The 21,287-nt window shown below is 62.5% G+C and carries 23 protein-coding genes and 1 tRNA gene; 15 read left to right on the forward strand and 9 right to left on the reverse strand.

The features are described 5' to 3' along the window. Position 1 precedes the first annotated feature (1 nt). From ASD44_RS03930 to ASD44_RS03940, 3 genes are read left to right on the forward strand one after another with little or no spacing between them, the layout of a single operon-like run. Positions 2 to 1,168 carry an ABC transporter permease gene (locus ASD44_RS03930; protein ID WP_056109032.1) on the forward strand — a complete coding sequence of 389 codons (1,167 nt, stop codon included), beginning with the start codon at positions 2 to 4 and terminating at the stop codon, positions 1,166 to 1,168. After that, positions 1,165 to 2,106 carry an ABC transporter ATP-binding protein gene (locus ASD44_RS03935; RefSeq protein ID WP_056109035.1) on the forward strand — a complete coding sequence of 314 codons (942 nt, stop codon included), beginning with the start codon at positions 1,165 to 1,167 and terminating at the stop codon, positions 2,104 to 2,106. Before ASD44_RS03930 ends, ASD44_RS03935 begins: the two co-directional genes overlap by 4 nt. Beyond that, positions 2,103 to 2,849 (forward strand): ABC transporter permease, encoded by a 747-nt coding sequence (locus ASD44_RS03940; RefSeq protein ID WP_056109037.1) that lies wholly within the window; start codon positions 2,103 to 2,105, stop codon positions 2,847 to 2,849. The genes ASD44_RS03935 and ASD44_RS03940 overlap by 4 nt, the downstream gene beginning before the upstream one ends. 1 nt (position 2,850) lies before the next feature. On the opposite strand, the gene ASD44_RS03945 is transcribed toward ASD44_RS03940, so the two are convergent. Then, entirely contained in the window at positions 2,851 to 3,165 is a 315-nt protein-coding gene (locus ASD44_RS03945) for a hypothetical protein (RefSeq protein WP_244478718.1), read from the reverse strand. Here ASD44_RS03945 and ASD44_RS03950 point away from each other — a divergent pair. Further along, positions 3,164 to 3,664, forward strand: a complete 501-nt coding sequence (locus ASD44_RS03950) for a DUF2165 domain-containing protein (RefSeq protein WP_056109041.1) — start codon at positions 3,164 to 3,166, stop codon at positions 3,662 to 3,664. The two genes, ASD44_RS03945 and ASD44_RS03950, sit on opposite strands and share 2 nt — an antisense overlap. A gap of 221 nt (positions 3,665 to 3,885) precedes the next feature. Further along, positions 3,886 to 6,027: a sodium-translocating pyrophosphatase gene (locus ASD44_RS03955; RefSeq protein WP_056109044.1), complete on the forward strand. Its 2,142-nt coding sequence runs from the start codon at positions 3,886 to 3,888 to the stop codon at positions 6,025 to 6,027. Between the two features lie 124 nt (positions 6,028 to 6,151). On the opposite strand, the gene ASD44_RS03960 is transcribed toward ASD44_RS03955, so the two are convergent. Continuing rightward, complete coding sequence (locus tag ASD44_RS03960) at positions 6,152 to 6,679, reverse strand: outer membrane protein assembly factor BamE (RefSeq protein ID WP_056115415.1); 528 nt, start codon at positions 6,677 to 6,679, stop codon at positions 6,152 to 6,154. Positions 6,680 to 6,792: 113 nt separating this feature from the next. On the opposite strand from ASD44_RS03960, the gene ASD44_RS03965 reads away from it, so the two are divergent. The 7 genes from ASD44_RS03965 to ASD44_RS03995 all read left to right on the forward strand — a co-directional run bounded on the left by ASD44_RS03965 (position 6,793) and on the right by ASD44_RS03995 (position 11,605). Beyond that, positions 6,793 to 7,332 carry a ubiquinol-cytochrome C chaperone family protein gene (locus ASD44_RS03965; RefSeq protein ID WP_056109048.1) on the forward strand — a complete coding sequence of 180 codons (540 nt, stop codon included), beginning with the start codon at positions 6,793 to 6,795 and terminating at the stop codon, positions 7,330 to 7,332. 10 nt (positions 7,333 to 7,342) lie between these two features. Further along, positions 7,343 to 7,891, forward strand: a complete 549-nt coding sequence (locus tag ASD44_RS03970) for a DUF177 domain-containing protein (RefSeq protein WP_056109051.1) — start codon at positions 7,343 to 7,345, stop codon at positions 7,889 to 7,891. Positions 7,892 to 7,993: 102 nt separating this feature from the next. Next, positions 7,994 to 9,064, forward strand: a complete 1,071-nt coding sequence (plsX, locus tag ASD44_RS03975) for a phosphate acyltransferase PlsX (protein WP_056109054.1) — start codon at positions 7,994 to 7,996, stop codon at positions 9,062 to 9,064. Between the two features lie 6 nt (positions 9,065 to 9,070). Then, positions 9,071 to 10,042: a beta-ketoacyl-ACP synthase III gene (locus tag ASD44_RS03980; protein WP_056109056.1), complete on the forward strand. Its 972-nt coding sequence runs from the start codon at positions 9,071 to 9,073 to the stop codon at positions 10,040 to 10,042. 101 nt (positions 10,043 to 10,143) lie between these two features. Further along, positions 10,144 to 10,467 (forward strand): integration host factor subunit alpha, encoded by a 324-nt coding sequence (locus ASD44_RS03985; RefSeq protein WP_056109059.1) that lies wholly within the window; start codon positions 10,144 to 10,146, stop codon positions 10,465 to 10,467. A gap of 155 nt (positions 10,468 to 10,622) precedes the next feature. Then, positions 10,623 to 11,165 (forward strand): MerR family transcriptional regulator, encoded by a 543-nt coding sequence (locus ASD44_RS03990; RefSeq protein ID WP_056109062.1) that lies wholly within the window; start codon positions 10,623 to 10,625, stop codon positions 11,163 to 11,165. A gap of 134 nt (positions 11,166 to 11,299) precedes the next feature. Further along, positions 11,300 to 11,605, forward strand: coding sequence for a hypothetical protein (locus ASD44_RS03995; protein WP_056109065.1), 306 nt, complete (start codon positions 11,300 to 11,302; stop codon positions 11,603 to 11,605). 74 nt (positions 11,606 to 11,679) lie between these two features. Here the strand turns inward: ASD44_RS03995 and ASD44_RS04000 are convergent, their stop codons facing one another. Continuing rightward, positions 11,680 to 11,952 (reverse strand): hypothetical protein, encoded by a 273-nt coding sequence (locus tag ASD44_RS04000; protein WP_056109068.1) that lies wholly within the window; start codon positions 11,950 to 11,952, stop codon positions 11,680 to 11,682. Between the two features lie 230 nt (positions 11,953 to 12,182). On the opposite strand from ASD44_RS04000, the gene ASD44_RS04005 reads away from it, so the two are divergent. Together ASD44_RS04005 and ASD44_RS04010 are read left to right on the forward strand one after the other, a co-directional pair. Further along, positions 12,183 to 12,259 (forward strand) — tRNA-Pro (locus tag ASD44_RS04005). A gap of 140 nt (positions 12,260 to 12,399) precedes the next feature. Beyond that, a complete protein-coding gene (locus ASD44_RS04010; protein ID WP_056206720.1) occupies positions 12,400 to 12,582 on the forward strand; it encodes a hypothetical protein in 183 nt (60 codons plus the stop codon). Here the strand turns inward: ASD44_RS04010 and ASD44_RS04015 are convergent. From ASD44_RS04015 to ASD44_RS04030, 4 genes are all read right to left on the reverse strand, one after another. Beyond that, positions 12,579 to 13,853: an O-antigen ligase family protein gene (locus tag ASD44_RS04015; RefSeq protein ID WP_056109074.1), complete on the reverse strand. Its 1,275-nt coding sequence runs from the start codon at positions 13,851 to 13,853 to the stop codon at positions 12,579 to 12,581. The genes ASD44_RS04010 and ASD44_RS04015 overlap by 4 nt on opposite strands. Then, complete coding sequence (locus tag ASD44_RS04020) at positions 13,850 to 15,385, reverse strand: undecaprenyl-phosphate glucose phosphotransferase (RefSeq protein ID WP_056109079.1); 1,536 nt, start codon at positions 15,383 to 15,385, stop codon at positions 13,850 to 13,852. Before ASD44_RS04020 ends, ASD44_RS04015 begins: the two co-directional genes overlap by 4 nt. A gap of 93 nt (positions 15,386 to 15,478) precedes the next feature. After that, positions 15,479 to 16,609, reverse strand: a complete 1,131-nt coding sequence (locus tag ASD44_RS04025; RefSeq protein WP_056109082.1) for a glycosyltransferase — start codon at positions 16,607 to 16,609, stop codon at positions 15,479 to 15,481. 4 nt (positions 16,610 to 16,613) lie between these two features. After that, entirely contained in the window at positions 16,614 to 17,177 is a 564-nt protein-coding gene (locus tag ASD44_RS04030; RefSeq protein ID WP_056109085.1) for a polysaccharide biosynthesis/export family protein, read from the reverse strand. 252 nt (positions 17,178 to 17,429) lie between these two features. Between ASD44_RS04030 and ASD44_RS04035 the strand changes: the two genes are divergently transcribed. After that, positions 17,430 to 19,658 (forward strand): exopolysaccharide transport family protein, encoded by a 2,229-nt coding sequence (locus tag ASD44_RS04035; protein WP_056109087.1) that lies wholly within the window; start codon positions 17,430 to 17,432, stop codon positions 19,656 to 19,658. Positions 19,659 to 19,678: 20 nt separating this feature from the next. Here ASD44_RS04035 and ASD44_RS04040 read toward each other — a convergent pair whose 3' ends face one another. Both ASD44_RS04040 and ASD44_RS04045 read right to left on the reverse strand, forming a co-directional pair. Continuing rightward, positions 19,679 to 20,902: a GNAT family N-acetyltransferase gene (locus ASD44_RS04040; protein ID WP_056115418.1), complete on the reverse strand. Its 1,224-nt coding sequence runs from the start codon at positions 20,900 to 20,902 to the stop codon at positions 19,679 to 19,681. A 121-nt stretch (positions 20,903 to 21,023) separates the two neighbouring features. Then, positions 21,024 to 21,239 (reverse strand): DUF2842 domain-containing protein, encoded by a 216-nt coding sequence (locus tag ASD44_RS04045; RefSeq protein ID WP_056109089.1) that lies wholly within the window; start codon positions 21,237 to 21,239, stop codon positions 21,024 to 21,026. Positions 21,240 to 21,287 lie beyond the last annotated feature (48 nt).

Genomic DNA, 21,287 nt, shown 5'->3' on the forward strand with positions numbered 1-21,287 from the left:
CATGACCCTCCGCTTCAACAAGCTTGGCATCGTGATCGCAGCGATTGCCACCTATGCGGCATTCCTCGCGCCATTCGCCACCTTTCGCGCCAACCGCATCGTGCCGGGCGAGGGGCGTCTTATAATCGCAGCGTTACCGCCGACGGCAGGCTATCTGCTGCTTGCCGTCGTCATTATCTCCGCGCTCGTCGCTCTGTTCAGGACGCCGCTCATGTGGCGGCTTGTCGCCAGCGTAACGGTCCTGGCGGCTCTGGCTCTGCTGATCGGCGTTGCCGGTTCTTTCCTGACCCCGGAAGGCAACACCTTCGCGCGAATCTCGCCGGCCTCCGGCTTCTGGCTGCTGCTGTTCGCCTTTCTCCTGCTCTTGTCGGACGTGCTGGCCCGGCTCAGCCTTTCGCCCGTGGCGCGGGTGGCGGTTCTGTTGGCCGCAGCGGTGACGATCGGGCTCATTCTCGTGTCGGGAAGCTGGAACAGCCTTTCGATCCTCAAGGAATATGCCAACCGCGCCGACAGCTTCTGGGCCGAGGGATACAAGCACGTCGTGCTGGCGCTCGGCTCGCTGGTGGCTGCGGTGGTGGTCGGGGTGCCGCTGGGCATCCTCTGCCATCGTGTCGACCGGTTGCGGGCAGGGGTGTTGAACACCCTCAACATCATCCAGACCATCCCTTCCATCGCACTGTTCGGCATCCTCATCGCGCCGCTCGGCTGGGTGGCGGCGAATGTGCCGGGAGCCGCCGCACTCGGCATTCGAGGTATCGGCACTGCGCCGGCTTTCATCGCGCTTTTCCTCTATTCGTTGCTGCCGGTAGTGGCCAACACGGTGGTCGGCCTGGCCGGCGTGCCGCGCGCGGCCAACGATGCGGCGCGCGGCATGGGGATGACTGACCGGCAGCGCCTTTTCGGCGTCGAGTTCCCGCTCGCCTTTCCCGTCATCCTCACCGGTATACGCATCGTGCTGGTGCAGAATATCGGCCTCGCCACCATCGCCGCGCTGATCGGCGGCGGCGGCTTCGGCGTGTTTGTCTTCCAGGGCGTGGGCCAGACCGCGATGGATCTGGTGCTGCTCGGCGCCGTTCCGACCGTGGCGCTGGCCTTCGCCGCCGCCATCATCCTGGACGCCATCATCGAACTCTCTTCAACGGTCAGACGCAGGGAATCCGCCGCATGATCGAGATCGAGCACATCACCAAGCGCTATGACCAGACAACGGTCGTCGATGACGTTTCCATGGTGATCGAGCCCCGCACCATGACGGTGATCGTCGGCACCTCCGGCTCGGGCAAGACGACATTGCTGCGCATGATCAACCGGCTTGTCGAACCGACATCGGGCGCCATCAAGCTGGATGGCGTCGATAACAAGTCTGTGCCGGATTATCAGCTTCGCCGCTCCATCGGCTACGCCATCCAGGGCCACGGCCTGTTCCCGCACCGCACAGTCGCCCAGAACATCGGAACGGTCCCGGCCCTGCTTGGTTGGGATCAGCAACGCATCGACGAGCGGGTGCATGAATTGCTGACATTGTTCCAGCTCGATCCGCAATCGTTCGGTCCGCGCTATCCGCACGAGCTTTCCGGCGGCCAGCAGCAGCGCGTCGGCGTCGCACGCGCGCTCGCCGCCAAGCCGAACGTGCTGCTGATGGACGAGCCGTTTGGCGCGCTCGATCCGATTATTCGCGCCAAGGCGCAGGACGATTTGCTGGCTATCCAGAAGCAGATCGGCACGACCATCATCCTCGTCACCCACGACATGGAGGAGGCGGTCCATCTCGGCCACAAGATCGCCGTCATGGATGGCGGCAAGCTCATCCAGTACGCCACCCCGGCGGAAATCCTCGCCAACCCCGCCAGTAATTTTGTCGAGACCCTTGTCGGGCCCAGCGAGCGGCCCTTCCGTTTGCTATCGCTTGGGCCGGTGCGCGACGCGGTCGAGAAGGGCGCGGCGGAAGGCGAGGCGATACCCGCCGAGGCCACGCAGCGTGACGCCCTTGCCGAGTTGCTGTGGTCGGGCCGGCCGGCGCTTCCGGTCAAGGGGCCGGATGGCGCGCTGCTCGGCAAGGTGACCGTAGACGGACTGGTCAAGCGCGCCGCGAGGCCCGCTGCATGAAATGGTTGCCGACCCTGCTGCGGCTTGTATTGCTGATCGTACTGGTGGCCTTCATCGTCCATCCGGCATGGTTCGAGCCGTTGCTGAAGCCGCTCACGGAAAACAACGCGCCGGCCATCTACAACCAGGGCAGCCTGCTGTCGCTGACGCTGCTGCATCTGCGCACCGTGCTGATCGCAACCGTGGCCGCCACCATCGTCGCGGTCGGGCTGGCGATTCTGGTGACACGGCCGATCGGCGCCGAGTTCCTGCCGCTGTCGCGCAGCCTCGTCAACATCGGCCAGACCTTTCCGCCGGTCGCGGTTCTGGCACTGGCCGTGCCGGCCGTCGGCTTCGGCGAAAAGCCGACGCTCATCGCCCTGTTCCTCTACGGCCTGCTGCCGATCTTCGAGAATGCGCTGACTGGCCTCACCACATTGCCCGGCAATGTGCTGGAGGCGGCGCGCGGCGCCGGCATGACCGGCTGGCAGCGGCTCATCAAGGTCGAACTGCCGCTTTCCGTGCCGGTGATCCTCGCAGGCATCCGCCTTTCAGTCGTCATCAGCCTCGCCACTGCGACGATCGGCTCGACCGTCGCTGCAAAGACATTGGGCGAAGTCATCATCGCCGGCTTGCTGTCGAACAATCTGGCTTTCGTCCTGCAAGGCGGCCTGATCGTCGCGGCGCTTGCCGTGCTGATCTATGACGCGCTGTCGGCGTTGGAACGCGTTGCAGCGCGGCGCATGGGCAGGCTGGCAACCTGATCTATCGCCCAACCGGGCGGGCAGGGTGGTCCAACGTGATTTCCAGCTCGGTCCGCTCGCTTTCAATCACCCAGCGGCGGCGCAGCACCGAGAAATCATGGCGTTTGCTGTCGGATAGGATTGAAACCACATCGCCGACCTGGACGGCCGGTTCGAGCAGAAGCGCCGCAAGCCGCGCGCCAAGCCCCTCCTTGCCGGCATGGCGTTCCGCGCTCGCCGTCAGAACGATCCTCACCGGACGGTCGGTTGCGTCCGTGCCGAGACTCAGCGATTCATCTGCCCATTTACTGGAATTTTCAGCGGGAGTTCTGGCCATGACATTGCGTCTTTCCAAGATCATCATGTGTCTGTGTCTGGCGGTGTTCGCCTTTCTCGTCGCCTTCGGCAACATCACCGATTACGGCTCAAATTTCGCCTTTGTCCAGCATGTGCTGTCCATGGACACGACCTTTCCGGGCAATGCGCTGATGTACCGCTCGATCACCAACCCGTCATTGTGGACTGCCGGTTACTGGCTCATCATTCTCGGCGAGGCGCTGACCTGCGTCCTCTTTCTCATCGCGGCCTGGAATCTCTGGCAGGCGCGAGGTGGCAGCGGACAGGCCTTCAACGAGGCCAAGAAGTTCGCCGTCATCGCCACCACCATGGGGTTCCTGGTCTGGTATTTCGGTTTCATGGTCATCGGTGGAGAATGGTTCGCCATGTGGCAGTCGCAGACCTGGAACGGCCAGGAAGCGGCGTTCAAATTCTACATGACGATGCTTGCGGTGCTGATCTTCGTCATCCAGCCGGACGGCGATTTGCGCAAGGGGTGAGCGCCGTTATGGTCCGCTTGATCGGGAGCGGCGACAGGGACGTGGCATCGCACCCTACTTTTGGGCGAAAACCGGGCAAAAACCGAACAATTACTTGACGTTCAAACACCTGTTTCGCATAAGCCGCTGCGATAGGCAGGATTTCGCCATGGCGAATCCTGCCTCCGTTCCAACGGTCCGGGGAGGGGTTCGCCGGATCATCAAGCGAGGAAAATCCGCAAATGACCATGCTTTATGTCGTCATTCTCTGCGGCGTGCTTTCAATTGTTTATGCCATCTGGGCGACGCAGTCGGTGCTTGCGTCGGACCAGGGCAACGCGCGCATGCAGGAAATCTCCGCGGCCATACGTGAAGGCGCGCAGGCTTATCTTACCCGGCAGTACACCACCATCGCCATCGTTGGCGTGGTCGTTTTCGTACTCGCCTGGTGGCTGCTGTCCGGCACGGCCGCCTTCGGCTTCCTGATCGGCGCGGTGCTTTCGGGCGCGGCCGGCTTCATCGGCATGCACGTTTCGGTTCGCGCCAATGTGCGCACGGCGCAGGCTGCCTCCAACAGCCTTGCGGCGGGCCTCGACATCGCCTTCAAGTCCGGCGCCATCACCGGCATGCTTGTGGCTGGCTTGGCGCTGCTGGGCGTCTCCGTCTACTACTGGGTCCTCACCGGACCGCTCGGCCATGGCCCGGCCGACCGTGAGGTCATAGACTCGCTCGTCGCGCTCGGCTTCGGCGCTTCGCTGATCTCGATCTTCGCCCGTCTCGGCGGCGGCATCTTCACCAAGGGCGCCGACGTCGGCGGCGATCTGGTCGGCAAGGTCGAAGCAGGCATCCCCGAGGATGATCCGCGCAACCCGGCCACCATCGCCGACAACGTCGGCGACAACGTCGGCGACTGCGCCGGCATGGCTGCGGACCTGTTCGAGACCTATGCGGTGACGGTCGTCGCCACCATGGTTCTCGCCGCCATCTTCTTCGGCTCCGCCGCCAATCTGGCGGACATCATGATTTACCCGCTCGCGATCTGCGGCGCCTGTATCCTGACGTCGATCGTCGGGACCTTCTTCGTCAAGCTCGGCTCCAACGGCTCGATCATGGGCGCTCTCTACAAGGGCCTCATTGTCACCGGCGTCCTGTCGGTGGGCGGCCTGGCCGTCGCAAACTCCATGACGATCGGCTGGGGAGACGTGGGCACCGCCAACGGTATGACCATAACCGGCGCCAACCTGTTCATCTGCGGCCTGGTCGGCCTGCTGGTGACGGCGCTGATTGTGGTCATCACGGAATACTATACCGGCACCGGCAAGCGCCCTGTCGTCTCGATCGCCCAGGCGTCGGTGACCGGTCACGGCACCAACGTCATCCAGGGCCTCGCGGTCTCGCTGGAATCGACGGCACTGCCCGCCATCGTCATCGTCGGCGGCATCATCGGCACCTACCAGCTGGCCGGCCTGTTCGGAACCGCCATCGCGGTGACGACCATGCTCGGCCTTGCCGGCATGATCGTGGCGCTGGACGCCTTCGGTCCGGTGACCGACAACGCCGGCGGCATCGCCGAAATGGCAGGCCTCCCGAGCGAGGTCCGTCATTCGACCGACGCCCTCGATGCGGTGGGCAACACCACCAAGGCCGTCACCAAGGGCTACGCCATCGGTTCCGCCGGTCTCGGCGCGCTGGTGCTGTTCGCGGCGTACTCCAACGACCTGCAGTTCTTCGCCGCCAACGGTGCGAAATATCCGTACTTCGCGGATCTTGGCACCGTGTCCTTCGACCTGTCGAACCCCTATGTCGTTGCCGGCCTGATCTTCGGCGGCCTCATCCCCTACCTGTTCGGCGGCATCGCCATGACGGCCGTCGGCCGCGCCGCAGGCTCCATCGTCGAGGAAGTGCGCAAGCAGTTCCGCGAGGATCCGGGCATCATGCAGGGAACGTCGAAGCCAAACTATGCCCGCGCGGTCGATATCCTGACCCGTGCGGCCATCAAGGAGATGATCATCCCGTCGCTGCTGCCGGTGTTGGCGCCGCTCGTCGTCTATTTCGGTGTGCTGCTGATCTCGGGCTCCAAGGCCTCGGCTTTCGCCGCACTCGGCGCATCGCTGCTCGGCGTCATCGTCAATGGCCTGTTCGTCGCCATCTCGATGACCTCGGGTGGCGGCGCGTGGGACAACGCCAAGAAGTCGTTCGAGGATGGTTTCGTCGACAAGGACGGCGTCAAGCACCTGAAGGGCTCCGAAGCGCACAAGGCTTCGGTGACCGGCGACACGGTTGGCGATCCCTACAAGGATACCGCCGGTCCGGCCGTTAATCCGGCCATCAAGATCACCAACATCGTCGCGCTGCTGCTGCTCGCCGTCCTGGCGCACAGCTAAGCGAAAACAGGTTCCGCCCGGCCGTCGCGCCGGGTAAGGCCTGACATGAAAAAACCCGCGGAAGTGATTCCGCGGGTTTTTGTTTTGGCAGTTGGCTGTTCAAGCCAATCAATTGGGAAGAACGTCAGCCGTTGCCGCCGCCCATCATGCTTCCGGCAGCGCCCGGCGAAAGCTTGCCGGCGCCGCGGATGACCTGCTGCAGGAAGTTCTGGTCCTTGCCGCCGGTCGGCGTCGTGCGGGTGATGAAATCGAAGACCTTGCCGTCCTTCAGGCCATAGTTGGCGATGTTGGTGACACGACCGTCCTCACCGAAATAGACGGCGAGGACGCGCTGGTCGATCAGCTTCGGCTTTTCGAAGGCGACCGAACGTTTCCGTGTCTGGGAAATGTAGTAGAATACCTCGTTGTCGAAGGTGGCGGTGGTGGAGGGACTGCCGAGCGCCAGCAGCACCTGTTCGCGGCTCGATCCGACCGGAACCTGGTCGAGAGCCTGCTGGTCGATGATGTAGCCCTGGTTCAGGGTCTCTCCCGGGTTCAGGTCGCCGATCACCTTGGAAGAGTTGCAACCGGAAACGCCTGCGGCCAAGGCCAGCAGCGACACGATTGCGGTCTGTCTCGGCGACAGGGCCGACTTGATTTTGAGCGCGCCCACCAACAACTCCATTCCTATCAACCACGCTTGCGCGAGGCGGCAAAAGCGGTAAACCAGCTTACGAGCCGATGCAACCAGGCCGCACCAACTAACAGGTCCAGGGAGACCGCTCAATGTTCCAGCGCCTGTTTGGCCGTGAACGGCGCGCCAACCGCGCGATTACCGAGGCGCTCTACGCACGAATCGTGGCGGCGGCGCGGCAGACGGTGTTTTATTCCGACTGGAATGTGCCCGATACGCCGCTTGGACGGTTCGAGCTGCTGTCGCTGCATATGTTCATGCTGCAGCATCGCCTTCACGGCGAGAAGGGCGTTGTGGCAGAGGTCGCCCAGGTGCTGATCGACGAGTTCTTCCTCGATGTCGAGCATTCGCTGCGTGAGCTCGGCATCAGCGATGTCGGCGTGCCCAAACGCATGAAGAATCTCGCCAAGATGTACTATGGCCGCACCGCTGCCTACGCGGAAGCGCTGGAGAATGACGATGCGGAGGCGCTGGCCGCCGCGCTCCGCCGCAATGTACGTCCGAATGTGCAGGAGTGGTCGGAGGCTTCGCAACTCGCGTCCTATGCGATGCGATGCAGCCACGAACTGGCGGCCCAGCCTTCGGATGCCATCTGCGCCGGCGAATTGCGGTTCCCCGACGCAGCGGCATGAGGATATCACGATGAGAAATGCCGAAACCCGAAGCCCGGTCTCCTTCGAGGCGCATGTCGCGCGGCTGCCGCAGAAGGGGCTGCCCGTTGCCCAAGAGGCCGATGAGAAACAGAGGCAGGCCCTGGCGGCCGACCATGATCTGCTTTCAGTGGAAAACTACCGCGCCGAACTGCTGGTCACGCCATGGAAACGCCATGGGGTGAAGGTATCGGGCCGTGTGGAAGCCGATATCACCCAGGCCTGCATCCTGACGCTGGAGCCTATCACCGCGCATATAGAGGAGGCGGTGGAAGGTCTTTTCCTGCCTGAGGACTCCAAGCTTGGACGGCTTGGCTTCGAGGGCGGCGGCGAAATACAACTCGATGCCGAGGGCCCGGACAGTCCGGAGACGTTCTCGGGCGATACGGTGGATGTCGGCGCATTGGCGGAGCAGTTCTTTGGCCTGGCCATCGATCCCTATCCGAGAAAACAGGGCGTCTCGCTGGAGCTGGACGGAGAAGGCGAGCAGCCCGAAACCGAATTCCAGCAAAAGCTCAGGTCCTTGCTCGGAAAATCCTGAAACCGTGGCAAATGACGAAAACCCGGTTGTGCGGTCGGCCAAAACCGCTATTTTCGCCGAACGTCGCGGGCGGCCTGCCCGAACATGTGAGAAGAGCAGCGCGTGATCAAAATTTCGATTGATGCCATGGGCGGCGATCACGGGCCTGGCGTGATCATTCCCGCGCTCATGCTGGTCGCGACCCGCCGCCCCGACATCAGCTTCATCATCTATGGCCGCGAAGAAGCGGTGCGCCCGGAACTGGCGAAATTTCCGCAACTGGCCGCAAAGAGTGAATTCATTCACTGCGACATCGCGGTGAAGATGGACGACAAGCCGAGCCAGGCGCTGCGCCATGGCCGCTGGAAGTCGTCCATGTGGAAGGCGATCGAGGCGGTCAAGAGCGGTACCGCCGAAGCCTGCGTTTCCGCCGGCAACACCGGCGCGCTGATGGCGATGTCGAAGTTCTGCCTGCGCACGATGGCCAACATCGACCGCCCGGCCATCGCGGCGATCTGGCCGACCCTGCGCGGCGAAAGCATCGTTCTGGATGTCGGCGCGACCATCGGCGCCGATTCGCACCAGCTGGTCGACTTCGCCATATTGGGCACCGGCATGGCCCGCTCCGTCTTCGGCATGAACAGACCCTCGGTCGGCCTGCTGAATGTCGGTGTCGAGGAGATCAAGGGTCAGGAAGAGGTCAAGGACGCCGGCCGCCTGCTGCGCGAAGCCGACATGGCGTCGATGAGTTATCATGGCTTCGTCGAAGGCGACGACATCGGTAAGGGGGCCGTGGACGTGGTCGTGACGGAAGGTTTTTCCGGCAATATCGCGCTGAAAACCGCCGAAGGCACCGTCCGCCAGATCGCCGGCTATCTGCGCGCGGCGATGAGCCGGACGCTGATGGCGCGCATCGGCTATCTGTTCGCCAAGAGCGCGTTTGACACGCTGCGTGAAAAAATGGATGTCAGCCGCGCGAATGGCGGCGTGTTTCTGGGTTTGAACGGCATCGTCGTCAAAAGCCATGGCGGCGCCGATTCGGAAGGCTTTGCCGCTGCGGTCGAATTGGCCTACGACATGGTCCGCAACCGGCTCCTCGACCGGATCGAAGCCGATCTCGATCTGTTTCACACACGCAATCCGCTGGCTACGAAGGCAGGCAGAGCTGCCGCCGAAGCCGACGAAGAAGGGTAAGAATAGTTGATCAGGTCAGTTGTGCTCGGCGTCGGGTCTTCGTTGCCCCGTCGCGTCATGAAGAATACCGATCTGGAAGGCGTCGTCGAAACCTCGGACGAGTGGATCATCCAGCGCACCGGCATCCGCCAGCGCTATATCGCCGCCGACGACGAGACGACCGCATCGCTGGGAGAGGCGGCCGCGCGCGCCGCATTGGCGAGCGCCGGGCTGATCGCCGATGACATCGACCTGATCGTCCTGGCGACCTCGACGCCGAACAACACATTCCCTGCCACCGCCGTCGAGATTCAGGAACGCCTCGGCATGCGGCACGGTTTTGCCTTCGACATGCAGGCGGTCTGCTCCGGTTTCGTCTATGCGGTCACGACCGCGGATCTCTACATACGGGGCGGACTGGCCAAACGTGTCCTTGTCATCGGCTCCGAAACCTTTTCGCGCATTCTTGACTGGAAGGACCGTTCCACTTGCGTGCTGTTCGGCGACGGCGCCGGCGCGGTGGTTCTGGAAGCCGGGGAAGGCGAGGGCACGGTCGCGGATCGCGGCGTGTTGGCCCAGAGCCTGCGCTCAGACGGTTCGCACAAGGAAAAGCTCTATGTCGATGGCGGTCCATCGACCACCGGCACGGTCGGCCACCTCCGAATGGAAGGCCGCGAAGTCTTCAAGCATGCGGTCGGTATGATCACCGACGTCATCGAAGAAACCTTTTCGCAGGCCGGCATAACCGCCGACGACCTCGACTGGTTCGTGCCGCATCAGGCCAATAAACGAATTATTGACGCTTCCGCCAAGAAGCTCGGGATAGCCGAGCAAAAGGTGGTGGTGACGGTCGATTTGCACGGTAATACGTCGGCGGCGTCGGTGCCGTTGGCCCTTTCGGTCGCGGTCGGCGACGGCCGCATCAAGAAGGGCGATCTCGTCCTGCTCGAGGCCATGGGTGGCGGCTTTACCTGGGGTGCGGTGCTTATTCGATGGTGAGGCCGAACCGGACGGTTCGGTCCTTGACCTTGCCGGGTCAATTACTTACGCTCGGCAGTTGCTTGTAACGATTTATGTTTTTGATTTGATGGGACGGTTGCATGGGGGGAAAGACACTTACGCGTGCCGATCTTGCCGAAGCCGTTTACCGTAAGGTCGGCCTGTCGCGTACTGAGTCTGCCGAACTCGTGGAAGCGGTTCTGGACGAGATTTGTGAAGCGATCGTGCGCGGCGAAACGGTGAAGCTGTCCTCGTTCGCCACGTTCCACGTCCGCTCCAAGAACGAGCGCATCGGCCGCAATCCCAAGACCGGCGAGGAAGTGCCGATCCTGCCGAGGCGCGTGATGACCTTCAAGGCCTCCAATGTCCTGAAGAGCCGCATCCTGCGCTCGCATCAGAACAGCAAGTCCAAGAGCGGCAAGTAGTTTCCCGGCTTCCGCCACCGCTTCCTGGTCGAGCCTTCTATTCTTGTGCGGTTGATAACCTGTCGCCCGGCTTGAATGTTGGCATGCAAACCGCTGAAATACGGTTCGATTCGGCGTATGATGCCGTGTCATCGTTCAGCGTGAGGAATTGCCCCATGGACAAGAGCCCGGATGCATTCCGAACCATCAGCGAAGTGGCGGAGGACCTCGATCTTCCGCAGCATGTGCTGCGTTTCTGGGAAACGCGGTTCAACCAGATAAAGCCGATGAAGCGTGGCGGCGGTCGCCGTTACTACCGGCCGCAGGATGTGGAGCTGATCAAGGGCATACGCCATATGCTCTACGACCAGGGCTACACGATCAAGGGCGTGCAGAAGCTGCTGCGCGAGAACGGCAACCATTTCCTTGTCGCCATCGGCAATGGCGATATGGCCGCCGTGGAAGCCATCGCGCAGCGCAAGCAGGCCGACAGCGTACCGCTCACCTCCGGCGCGCAGCCGCGTTCGGGCGACGAGGAAATGCTGGTCGGCCAGCCCAAGGTGAAGCCCAGCCGGCGTTTCTTCGGCCTTGGCAAGGCGGATGACGATGGTCCGGTGCAGCCGGACTCCGGCAAGCTGTCGCGCGACAACCGCGCGCTGCTGCAGGAGGCGCTATTCGACCTGCTGGAATGCAAGCGCCTGCTCGACCAGGTCCGCTAAAGCCACTGCTCGGCGTTGCGCAAAGCCTATCGCCGGATGCCATGGCGGGAGCATGGTGCGGCATTTCGGTCTCATGCAGGAACCATCCCGCCGAGTGGCCGTTTCCAATCCTCTGACAACGAGGGAAACGTCCCATGGCACTCTTTTCGCATTTGAACGATATCGACCTCGAAAAGGAGGTCCAGACGCTTTCGCGTGAGCTTTCCGCGCTCAAGCGTGCGGTCTCCAAGCGTGGCAGCGCCTACTACGATGGCGGGCGGGAAGCAGCCTGGGATTTGTATTCAGACGTCGCCGATCGCTTCAGCGACGCATTGCCGTCGATTCGCAAGCGTGCCAGGGCACTCGAGACCACCGCACGGGATCACCCGGCGACCGCCGCTACGGTGGGCCTGGTGGTGCTCGGCCTTGTCGCTACCGTTATCTACAGCCGCCGCCGCTGACCTCCAGTCAAAACGGCACTGCGGAGAAAAGGCGGTCGTCTTCCCATGACCGCCTTTTCGTATGCGGGATAGGGTCAGTTCGTGCGAGTCTTCAGCTTGACGCCAGGCACGACCTTCATGGTTTGGCTGCACTTGCCATAGACAGTTCCGTCGGTCTGGGTGCCGTCCGTGTATTTGCCCTTGCACTCGGCCTGCAGCAGGACGCAGGACCCTGAACCCTTGCAAAGCGCGCCGCCATTGCCGTCTGGAAGTACATCGGCCGAAGCCGTGCCGGCAACCGAGCCGAGCGCGGACAGCGCCAGCGCCCCAGCGAGGGACAGGCGCCTGAAATTCGAGAGAGTATTCATTTGCACGTTTCCTTTGTTGGAGGATCGCCGTCGCGGCGTCCATGGCCAGTGGGTGCGGCCAGGCAAGGAAAGGTTCATGGAACAGCTAGGAAAAATCGGAAGGGCGCGGCCGGGGCGTTGAAAGGATCGGTAAGGCAAGGTCTTCGCACAACGCGGAAACCGTCGCCGTGGATTTCATCCGATTGGCCCCTTGCGTCGCAATCACTGAGAATGTAGGGCTTTCCACGGTCCGGAGTGTAGCGCAGCCCGGTAGCGCACTTGACTGGGGGTCAAGGGGTCGTGGGTTCGAATCCCGCCACTCCGACCATTTCGAAAAATCCCCGCTCGAAATTCTGTTACGTCCCGTTTACCATAATCGGACGTGCCAGCAACGAATGCACAGTTTGGCCGTTCCTTCCTGTGGAGGAACGGAATGCCATGGAAAATGGCCTGCCGAGATTTCAGTGCATGCCTGAAAGTTCCGGCACCTGGATGGTCTGGGACAATGAGACGGGTCGGCCCGCGACGCTGGGCGGATGCATCATCGGAGGACGGTCCGAAATGCGCGCCAGGACGGCCTGCGAAATCCTGACCAAAATCTATAACAACCGGCTGGACGCGCGGTCCATACGACGGACGGTGCAGCGTTAAGAGGTTGGACCAGGCACGGGCCGTCTTCCAGCTGTCGCCCCCGCGCGCCGCAATTGCCACTGGTGACGGTATTCCAGCCCTATGCCGCCCCAGATCAGGCCGAGCAGCAGGTAGAAATGCCGCCAGTGGTCGGTGTCGATGAAGGTGCCGAGGGCGATGTGGCCGATATAGACGACATAGGCGCACAACACATAGGGCTGCCACGGCCGGTCGCGCAGCAGCAGGCGGAAGCCCGCCGCCACCGTCCATAATGTCAGCGTCAAATACGAGACGAAGCCGAGCCAGCCATAGTCCATCAGCGACTTGAGCCAGATATTGTGCGTGTCCTCGCCAAGGATTTGCCCGAACACCAGCGGACCGATGCCGAGCGGGTGCTCCAACGCCATCTGGAAGCCGATCGTATAGCGGGCGAAGCGCCCGAGGCGCGCCGAATCGTAGTTCTGCGCCAGCTTGGCGCGTTCGGCGAGCATGTCGGCGACACCCGGTATCTGCAGGATGACGATCATCGCCACCGCCAGCAGCGCGATAGCCACAATGGTCATGACGACGATGCGCAGCTTGAAAACGCCGCTCCGGCTCTGCAGGAACAGGATGCCCGTCAAAAGGATCGCCGAAGCGCCGAAAAGACCCCAGGCGCCACGTGAGAACGACAGGAAAAGACCGGCCATGATGATCAGCAGCGGAATTGCCAGAAGCGGCATGCGAGAGACAGGCCCGGTAATCAGACGGTAGAGCAGGTAGATGCCAGGCAGGACTAGGAACGGACCGAAAACGTTCGGATCCTGAAAGACGCCGGCCGCGCGTCCGTATTTGGTGAACATCTCGGTGCCCGGAAGGAGTCCGAAATAGCCAATGATGCCGGCAAGCGACGTCAGCAGGGCGGCAACGACATAGGCGAAATAGATCAACCGGTAGGTCTCCGGTCGCGCCTCGGTCACGGCGGCAAAGAAGATGGCGGTGAAGGCCAGGAACAGCGACACCGCCAGATACAGCGGCGTATCCATCAGATCGGCCATCTGCGTCATCGAGACGAAGCCGCCGATGTTGAACAGGATGATCAGCACCACCAGCGGCGAGATCGCTCGCGATATTCTAAGCCCGAACAGCGCCCAGACGACAAGCAGGCCGGTCATGTAGAGGTCGTAAGGCGCCGGCTCGTTGATGACGAAGCCGGACAGGAACACGCCGAGAAAGATCGCACCGGAAGCGATCAGGGCGATCAGCTTGGCGTTGACGGCCTCTTGCGGCAGTGCGTGCGAGGCCGCGCTCAATAGGCGTTTTCCGTGTTGAGCAGGCGCGCTGGCGTCAAAAGCAGGATCTTGAGGTCGAACATCAACGACCAGTTCTCGATGTAGTAGAGATCGAACTCGGTGCGCATCCGGATCTTCTCGTTGGTGTCCATCTCGCCGCGCCAGCCGTTGATCTGCGCCCAGCCGGTCACGCCCGGCTTCACCTTGTGGCGGGCGAAATAGCCGTCCACCACTTCGTTGTAGAGCAAATTGTGCGATTGCGCCGCCACCGCATGGGGGCGGGGACCGACCAGTGAGAGTGAGCCGAACAGTGCATTGAAGAACTGCGGCAGCTCATCGACCGACGTCTTGCGGATGAAGCGCCCGACCCGCGTCACGCGAGGATCGTTCTTGGTCACGGTCTTCTTGGCGGTCGGGTCCGACTGGTTCGTATACATGGACCGGAACTTGTAGACCTCGATCTCCTCATTGTTGAAGCCATGGCGCTTCTGCTTGAAGAGGACGGGGCCGGGGCTGTCCAGCTTGATGGCGATGGCGGTGGCCAGCATGACAGGCGAGAAAAGAACGATGCCGATAATCGAGAAGAAAATATCGAAGGCACGCTTGGCGACCGAATCCCAATCGTTGATCGGCCGGTCGAAGATATCGAGCATCGGCACCGCGCCGATATAGGAATAGGCGCGAGGCCGGAACTGCAGCGCGTTGGAGTGGGCGGAAAGCCGGATATCGACCGGCAGCACCCAGAGCTTCTTCAAAAGCTGGAGCACGCGGGTTTCCGCCGTGATCGGCAGCGACACGATCAGCATGTCGATGCGCGCGATCCGCGCGAACTCGATCAACTCCGAAACATTGCCGAGCTTCGGATAGCCAGCGACGATGGGCGGCGAACGCCGGTCGTCGCGGTCGTCGAAGATGCCGCAGATACGGATATCGTTGTAAGGCTGCTTCTCGACTGAGCGGATCAGCCCCTCGGCCGCCTTGCCGCCGCCGACGATCACGGCGCGCCGTTCCATGCGGCCGTCGCGGGCCCAGCGCCGCAGCAGGACCGACATGACGAGCCTGAGGCTGAACAGGAGCACGAAACCGGCCACGAACCAGGTGCCGAAGAGAAGGCGCGAATAGTCCGCCGACATCTTCATGAAGAAGGCCGTCAACGCCATCAGCGCGAAGGTTCCAGACCAGATAAGCAGCAGACGCCCGAAATTCGTGACGGGTCGCATCAATGTGGAGACCTGATAAAAATCGGTCACGTCGAGCAGGACGACGGCCAGCAATGAGGTCGCGGCGATGACAAGCGGGTATTGCCAGGCCAGATGGGTGAAGAACCCGACGAAATAGCAGTAGACCGCAATGCCTGAGAGGAGCAGCAGCGAAAATTCGACCAACCGCAGGACACCGCTAACCATGACGGGAGACATGGTGTCCCGCCTGTATTGCGAAGCCACCTGTCGCGCCACGTCATTAATTCCCGTCGATGACGGGGCGGAATCCGGGGTCTCGAATTTGCGCACCGCGTCCATCGAGAAACGGTGCGCGGGGTCGATTTCGTTCATGGGATTGCTCGGCTACTCTGCCAACAGACTAGCAAGAGAGAGCTAAGAAAGCCTTGAAACAACGTTTAGCTTTGGAATGGCCTGGTTTCAGGATCAGCGCCTGAGGGCGGAGAAATAAGCCTTCTCGATGTCGGCCGCCATAACGTCTGCGCCGAACCGCTTCTTCAGGTCGGAAATGTCGGGCATCAGGCGGCTGTATGCGTCGAGGTCGCCAAGGGCGTCGGCGATCTTGTCGGCCAGTTCGGCCGCATCCGGCTTCACCAGCGCCGCGGAGCCGGCGCCGAAAATTTCCGGAATGCCGCCGACCGCGCTGGCGATCATGGGTTTGCCCGCGGCCAGCGTTTCGAGGACGATGTAGGGCATCGCCTCGGCTCGCGACGGGACGATGACCAGACGGGCCAGCGCGAACGCCTGGCGCGCCGGCATTGGCGGCATGAAGCGCACCCGTTCATCAAGCCCGAGCCGCTTGACCTGGTCGCGGTAGCGCGGAAGGTCGTCACCGTCGCCCACCATGACGGCGCTGATGTCGCGTCCGAGTCGAAGTTCGGCCTGCGCCAGCGCATCGATGAAGATATCCGGTCCTTTGAGATCGCGCATCATGCCGATGTAGAGCAGGTCAGCCGCACCCGGAGCCGAGACGACGGGTTCGAATTCTTCGGCGCGCAGGCCGTTGTAAACCAGGCCGTTCGGCACCGGCGGTTCGCCGACCTTGCGCCTGTAGGCTTGATATTCATAGTCCGAAACGAACAGCAGATAGTCGGTAAAGCGTGCCATCAGCCGCTCGATGGAGAAAAAAATCCTGCCGACGAATGTCTTCTCGTCATAGTGCAGGCTGCCGCCATGCGGCGAATAAAGGCGGGCTACGCGAGACCTTGATACCCGCAACAACGAGCCGAACAGACGCGCATAGGTTCCACCCTTGGCGCCGTGCCCATGAAGCACGTCCGGCTGCAATTCCTTGATGATCCTGTATGTCCTCCAGGCCGAGGCGATGTCGCCGGGCCCGATATGACGCTGCATCGGCGTGCGATGCACGCCCAGCGCCAGTTTTTCCTTCATGTCGTCGAAGAGGCGTTCCTCGAACTCGCCACCGGTGGTGGAGTCGCACACGATGCCGACCTGATGGCCTTGCGCGATCTGCGCATCCGTCAGGTCGCGCACGTGCCGGAATATGCCTCCGACAGGCGACCGAAAGCAGTGAACGATCCTCAACCTGCCTGCCACGGCGTCAGAACAGCCGTTCGCGGACGTAAACGGTGTCACCGGGCAACAGCGGGTCGGATGTTCTGACCGTTCCGGTGATCACCTTGCCGTTGATGTCGCGGGTAATGTCGACGCTGCCCTGATTGGCTCGGGCGCTGTAACCGCCGGCGATCGCCACCGCCTTCTGGACGGTCAGGCCGGGAACATAGGAGTACTGGCCGGCGGCGCCGACTTCGCCCATGACGAAGATCGGCCGATAGCGGTCTATCTCGACCGATACGTCCGGATCGCGCAAATAGCCCTGGCGCAATTTGGCGGCGATTTCGCCCTCAAGCTGCTGCGCCGAGTGTCCGCGCGCCGGAACCAGGCCGACCAGCGGAAGCGACAAATAGCCCGATTGATCGACGCTGTAGGTGTTCGTCAGCCCTTCCTGTTCGAACACGGTGATGCGGACACGGTCGCCGGCGCCAAGGCGATAGGGTTGGTTGAGTACATCATGGAAGGCGGCAGGCGCCGGGCGGTAACTGGAGCAGCCGGCAAGCAGCGAGACGGCAAGAAGTGCTCGAAACAGCGGGGCGGGGCTTTTCATCACCGTGCAACACACTTTCGTCTGGTCGCCGGGAACGTTGCGGCGACTCTGAGGATCGATGCCGTTATCCTCCTGTTAGGGTTAATGGTCGGTAAAAGAAGTCTTCGGAATTGCCGCGCCCTCGCGGTCGCGCGCGCGGTGATTTCTCTGATCCTGACGATAGCATCGCCAGATGCCGTGGCTTCGTCTCTTAACCGCTGAGTTACCATAGTTGTTTACGCTGCAGCCCAACCCGGTATGGGAGCAGGATGCATGTCAGGCGTACAATCCACGGCCGCAGATATCGATGTCGACCTCAGGCGGCTCTTTGGCAGTCTTGCCAGGAACTGGCTGCGGATCGCCATTGTCGCCATTGCGGTCGCCACGCTGGCTTTCGTTCTGGCCTGGCTCGCGACGCCGCAATACAAGGCGGAAACCCGTCTTCTGATCGAAACGCGCGAATCGGTTTTCACTCGCCCCGATGGGAACTCCGAGGCGGACCGGCCGATCCTGGATGAGGAGGGGGTCACCAGCCAGGTCGAGGTCATCGCGTCCTCCGACATCCTGAAGCGAGTCGCGCAGAAGCTTGATCTTGCCCGTCTGCCGGAATTCGATCCCGCCGCCCACACATCGGCCGTCGATCGCCTTCTTATCATCGCCGGACTGAAAAGCGATCCGGGTGAAATCCCGGCCGAGGAGCGCGTGCTGAAAAGCATGCGTGAGAAGCTCAATGTCTATCGCGTCGAGACGTCGCGCGTCATCGTCATCGAGTTTTCGTCACAGGACCCGAAACTGGCGGCGGAAATCCCGAATGCGATCGCCAACGCCTATATCGCCTTCCAGGGCAACGCCAAGCAGGAATCCAATTCGGCCGCGACGGACTGGCTGGCGCCGGAAATCGCCGATCTCTCCAAGCGCGTCAAGGATGCCGAGGGCAAGGTCGCCGCCTACCGCGCGCAGTCCGATCTTCTGATCGGCCAGAACAATTCCATTCTCGCCACGCAGCAGCTTTCGGAAATGTCTTCCGAACTGTCGCGCGTCCGCGCCAGCCGCGCTTCGGCGGAGGCGACTGCCGCCGGCGTGCGCAAGGCGCTCGATGGCGGCGGTTCGCTCGACGCACTGCCGGAAGTCTTGTCCTCGACTCTGATCCAGAGGCTGCGCGAACGGCAGGTCCAGCTCAAGTCCGACATCGCCGACCTCTCGACCTCGCTGCTCGACAATCACCCGCGCATTCGCGCGCTGCGCTCGCAGCTTGTCGATCTCGACCAGCAGATCCGCAACGAAGCCCAGAAAGTGCTCAAGGGCCTCGTCACCGAGGCGCAGACCGCCCAGGCGCGGGAAAATCAGCTTATCGCCGATTTGAACAAGCTGAAGGCCGAATCGGCGCGCGCTGGCGAGGAGCAGGTAGAGCTCAATGCGCTGGAGCGTGAGGCCAACACCCAGCGCCAACTGCTTGAATCCTACATGACGCGCTACCGCGAGGCCGCCTCACGCACCGACCGCAACTACCTGCCGGTCGATGCACGCGTCTTCTCGCCCGCAGTCGCTCCCACCGAAGCCTATTTCCCCAAGACGATCCCGATCGTCGCGGCGGCCTTTGTCGGCTCGCTGCTGATCATGGCCATCGTGACGTTGCTGCAGGAGCTTTTCTCCGGCCGCGCCATGCGCCCCGCCCCAGGCCGCCGTCTGGAGCCTGTGGAGGAGGTCGCCATGCCGGTCGCCCAACCTGATGCGGCGCGCGCAGATCTGCCGCCGGTGCTACCGGCGCGCCCTAGACGCGAGAAGCCTTTGCCGCCCGAGCCATCCCTGTCGCCCGAGGCTGTTGCCCGCGAATGGGAGAGCGAGAGGGAGGTTCGTTTCGAGCCTGCCGCTCCGGCGCCACGCAAGCTAGAGCGCACGGTTTCGCGGCTGGGCGAGATCGACATCGAAAAGGCGGCTGAAAAACTGATCGCTGGCGGGGCTGCCCGCGCCATCTTCGTGTCTCCGGAAGGGGACGAGGCCGCTGCCAGCTCGATCTTGGTGGCGCGCGAGGTCGCGGATTCCGGCCTGCGTGTCCTGCTGCTCGATCTTACGGCTTCGGGCGCCGCCTCGCTGCCCATGCTGGACAGCGGCCTGTTTCAGGGGATTACCAATCTGCTTTCCTCGCAGTCGCAGTTCAGCGACGTCATTCACGCCGACCATTATTCGGATTGCCACGTCATCCCGGTGGGAACCGCCGATCCGGTGCGCGCCATGCGCGCGGCCGACCGGTTGCCGATCATCATGCAGTCACTGACGACTGCCTATGACCTCGTGGTCGTCGAGTGTGGGCCAGCCGATGCCCAAGGCATCCGCCGCCTTGTCGGCGAGGCGACAGAAGTGTTCGTTTCGATGCTGGAGCCCGACGACGCCGTGGCAGACGCGGCGGTAAAATTGATCGAAAGCGGCTATCCTGATTTGACGCTGGTGACACCGGTCGGCTACGAACCGCCGCCGCTGCCGGGACGCCGCTCGGCAGCCTGAAGACTTTCACAAAGTGCTCGTTAGCTATCGTCCTCGGACGGCGTCTGTTTGCCCGCCGCCTTGCGGCGCAGCATCTTGGTCAGCTTCCATATTGTCGGGCTGTTCTTGACGAACGCCTTCGCGCGGGCGTTCTGGTGAAGGACGAAGGAAAGGGCCCGGCCTTTCGCGGTCAGCGGAACCAGTACGTCGACATGCTGGGTTTCCAGATCACACCAAAGCCGCTTGTAGGGCTCGTCACCGACGGAGAAATCATAAACGGCAAAGCCCTGTTGGCAGGCTTCCTTGATGTTTTCGAAGAACAGGAAATCGCCCGGGCTGGCATAGGCGAGCTCATCTTCTGCAATGGCTCCGAACTCGCAGATCAGCCGCTTTCCCGAGAGGCTTGAGCCGGTTACCGCGCGCAGTTTGCCGCCGACCTCCAGCCCGTGCAGGACGAAAGAAGGTTCTTGTTCCCGCAGCGCATCGGTAAACAGCGCATGAAAGAACACCCTGACATCGGCGCTGCCGAAGGCATTGGGGATGCCCATGCGGCGAAAGCGGAACTCCTTCATCCCGAAGAATGCGTCGAGCAGCGAATGGACCTCTGTCGGTGTCGTCGCCCGCAGCCGACGGAAGCTGCCGGCCGTCTCGAATTTGCGCGTCTGCGAGCGATGCTTCTTGCGCTTCCGCTTGCCGCTGGCCCGATCAAGCAATCCGTCGAAACCTCCGTCCAGATCGACGGCAAGCGACAGGTTGGGGCTCGGAAAATTCGGCAGGGCGGAGAGCGGGTTTGCCCGGCCATCGAGTTCCGGCAGCAGCCGCTGCAGCGCCAGCACGTCGATATCCGGCCGCAGGCGGGCGATCTCGTCGAACAGCGAGCGCACAGCCTGACAGCTCACCCGACCCAGCCATTCCGGATCGGCGGCGGCGAAATTGCCATTGGCATGACGGTCGCCCATGAAGCGGGCAACCCTGAAAGGACCGGACCGAACGACTTCCAGCGCCAGCGCCAACACAGGGCGGCCATCGACATTCAACATGGCGATCAGCGAGTCTGGATGGACTTCTCCAACCCAGTGCCGCACCCAACTCCCGCTTTGCGCAGGCGCGAACACGGCGGAGCGACAGAATTGTTCGTAGGCGGCGAGGGTTTCGGAGGATGCAGCGGAGACGGTGACGCTGACGGCAGGGCCCGACGAGGCGCGTTGCATCGCCATCGCGGCCGTGGAGCCGTTTCCGTCGAATGACGCTGTCGCGTCGATCATCTTTCCGTCCTTGGCGCGGTGCGCCCGTGCTTGCATGGGCACATTGGCGAGGCAAAACTAGGCGTAAAAGATGAATGAATGATCGACACGATCGGGAAGATGCCGCCTGATCGCCGGATCGTCAGGGTTTTGGGCCGGGTTCGAGGATCAGCCATTTGATGATGCCCATCGCGGGCAGCACCCACACAAGGCCGCTCAGCAGGAAGAAAAGCAGATGCGCCAGCGGCCCGGACTGCGAAAGCTGCGCCACCGCCACGATCGTCGCCACGATGGCATAGACGATCACCAGCAGCACGAGCAGCACGGTTCCGATCAGTTTCTTCAGGCGGATGGGCATGTCACGCTCTCTTTTGGAAATATCGCTTAGGCCCGCCGCGCTTTCGGC

It is taken from the genome of Mesorhizobium sp. Root554 (assembly GCF_001427025.1).
Classification (GTDB): Bacteria; Pseudomonadota; Alphaproteobacteria; order Rhizobiales; family Rhizobiaceae; genus Mesorhizobium.

What these genes read in the sequence shown, in the direction of transcription:
- ASD44_RS03995 (WP_056109065.1), top strand. Translation starts at nt 11,300, where the DNA reads ATGGCACTCTTTTCGCATTTGAACGATATCGACCTCGAAAAGGAGGTC.
- ASD44_RS03970 (WP_056109051.1), top strand. Translation starts at nt 7,343, where the DNA reads ATGAGAAATGCCGAAACCCGAAGCCCGGTCTCCTTCGAGGCGCATGTC.
- ASD44_RS04045 (WP_056109089.1), bottom strand. Translation starts at nt 21,239, where the DNA reads ATGCCCATCCGCCTGAAGAAACTGATCGGAACCGTGCTGCTCGTGCTG.
- ASD44_RS04020 (WP_056109079.1), bottom strand. Translation starts at nt 15,385, where the DNA reads ATGAACGAAATCGACCCCGCGCACCGTTTCTCGATGGACGCGGTGCGC.
- ASD44_RS04040 (WP_056115418.1), bottom strand. Translation starts at nt 20,902, where the DNA reads ATGATCGACGCGACAGCGTCATTCGACGGAAACGGCTCCACGGCCGCG.
- ASD44_RS03950 (WP_056109041.1), top strand. Translation starts at nt 3,164, where the DNA reads ATGACATTGCGTCTTTCCAAGATCATCATGTGTCTGTGTCTGGCGGTG.
- ASD44_RS04030 (WP_056109085.1), bottom strand. Translation starts at nt 17,177, where the DNA reads ATGAAAAGCCCCGCCCCGCTGTTTCGAGCACTTCTTGCCGTCTCGCTG.
- ASD44_RS03965 (WP_056109048.1), top strand. Translation starts at nt 6,793, where the DNA reads ATGTTCCAGCGCCTGTTTGGCCGTGAACGGCGCGCCAACCGCGCGATT.
- ASD44_RS03930 (WP_056109032.1), top strand. Translation starts at nt 2, where the DNA reads ATGACCCTCCGCTTCAACAAGCTTGGCATCGTGATCGCAGCGATTGCC.
- ASD44_RS04035 (WP_056109087.1), top strand. Translation starts at nt 17,430, where the DNA reads ATGTCAGGCGTACAATCCACGGCCGCAGATATCGATGTCGACCTCAGG.
- ASD44_RS03940 (WP_056109037.1), top strand. Translation starts at nt 2,103, where the DNA reads ATGAAATGGTTGCCGACCCTGCTGCGGCTTGTATTGCTGATCGTACTG.
- ASD44_RS03945 (WP_244478718.1), bottom strand. Translation starts at nt 3,165, where the DNA reads ATGGCCAGAACTCCCGCTGAAAATTCCAGTAAATGGGCAGATGAATCG.
- ASD44_RS04000 (WP_056109068.1), bottom strand. Translation starts at nt 11,952, where the DNA reads ATGAATACTCTCTCGAATTTCAGGCGCCTGTCCCTCGCTGGGGCGCTG.
- ASD44_RS04010 (WP_056206720.1), top strand. Translation starts at nt 12,400, where the DNA reads ATGCCTGAAAGTTCCGGCACCTGGATGGTCTGGGACAATGAGACGGGT.
- ASD44_RS03935 (WP_056109035.1), top strand. Translation starts at nt 1,165, where the DNA reads ATGATCGAGATCGAGCACATCACCAAGCGCTATGACCAGACAACGGTC.
- ASD44_RS03990 (WP_056109062.1), top strand. Translation starts at nt 10,623, where the DNA reads ATGGACAAGAGCCCGGATGCATTCCGAACCATCAGCGAAGTGGCGGAG.
- ASD44_RS03985 (WP_056109059.1), top strand. Translation starts at nt 10,144, where the DNA reads ATGGGGGGAAAGACACTTACGCGTGCCGATCTTGCCGAAGCCGTTTAC.
- ASD44_RS03955 (WP_056109044.1), top strand. Translation starts at nt 3,886, where the DNA reads ATGACCATGCTTTATGTCGTCATTCTCTGCGGCGTGCTTTCAATTGTT.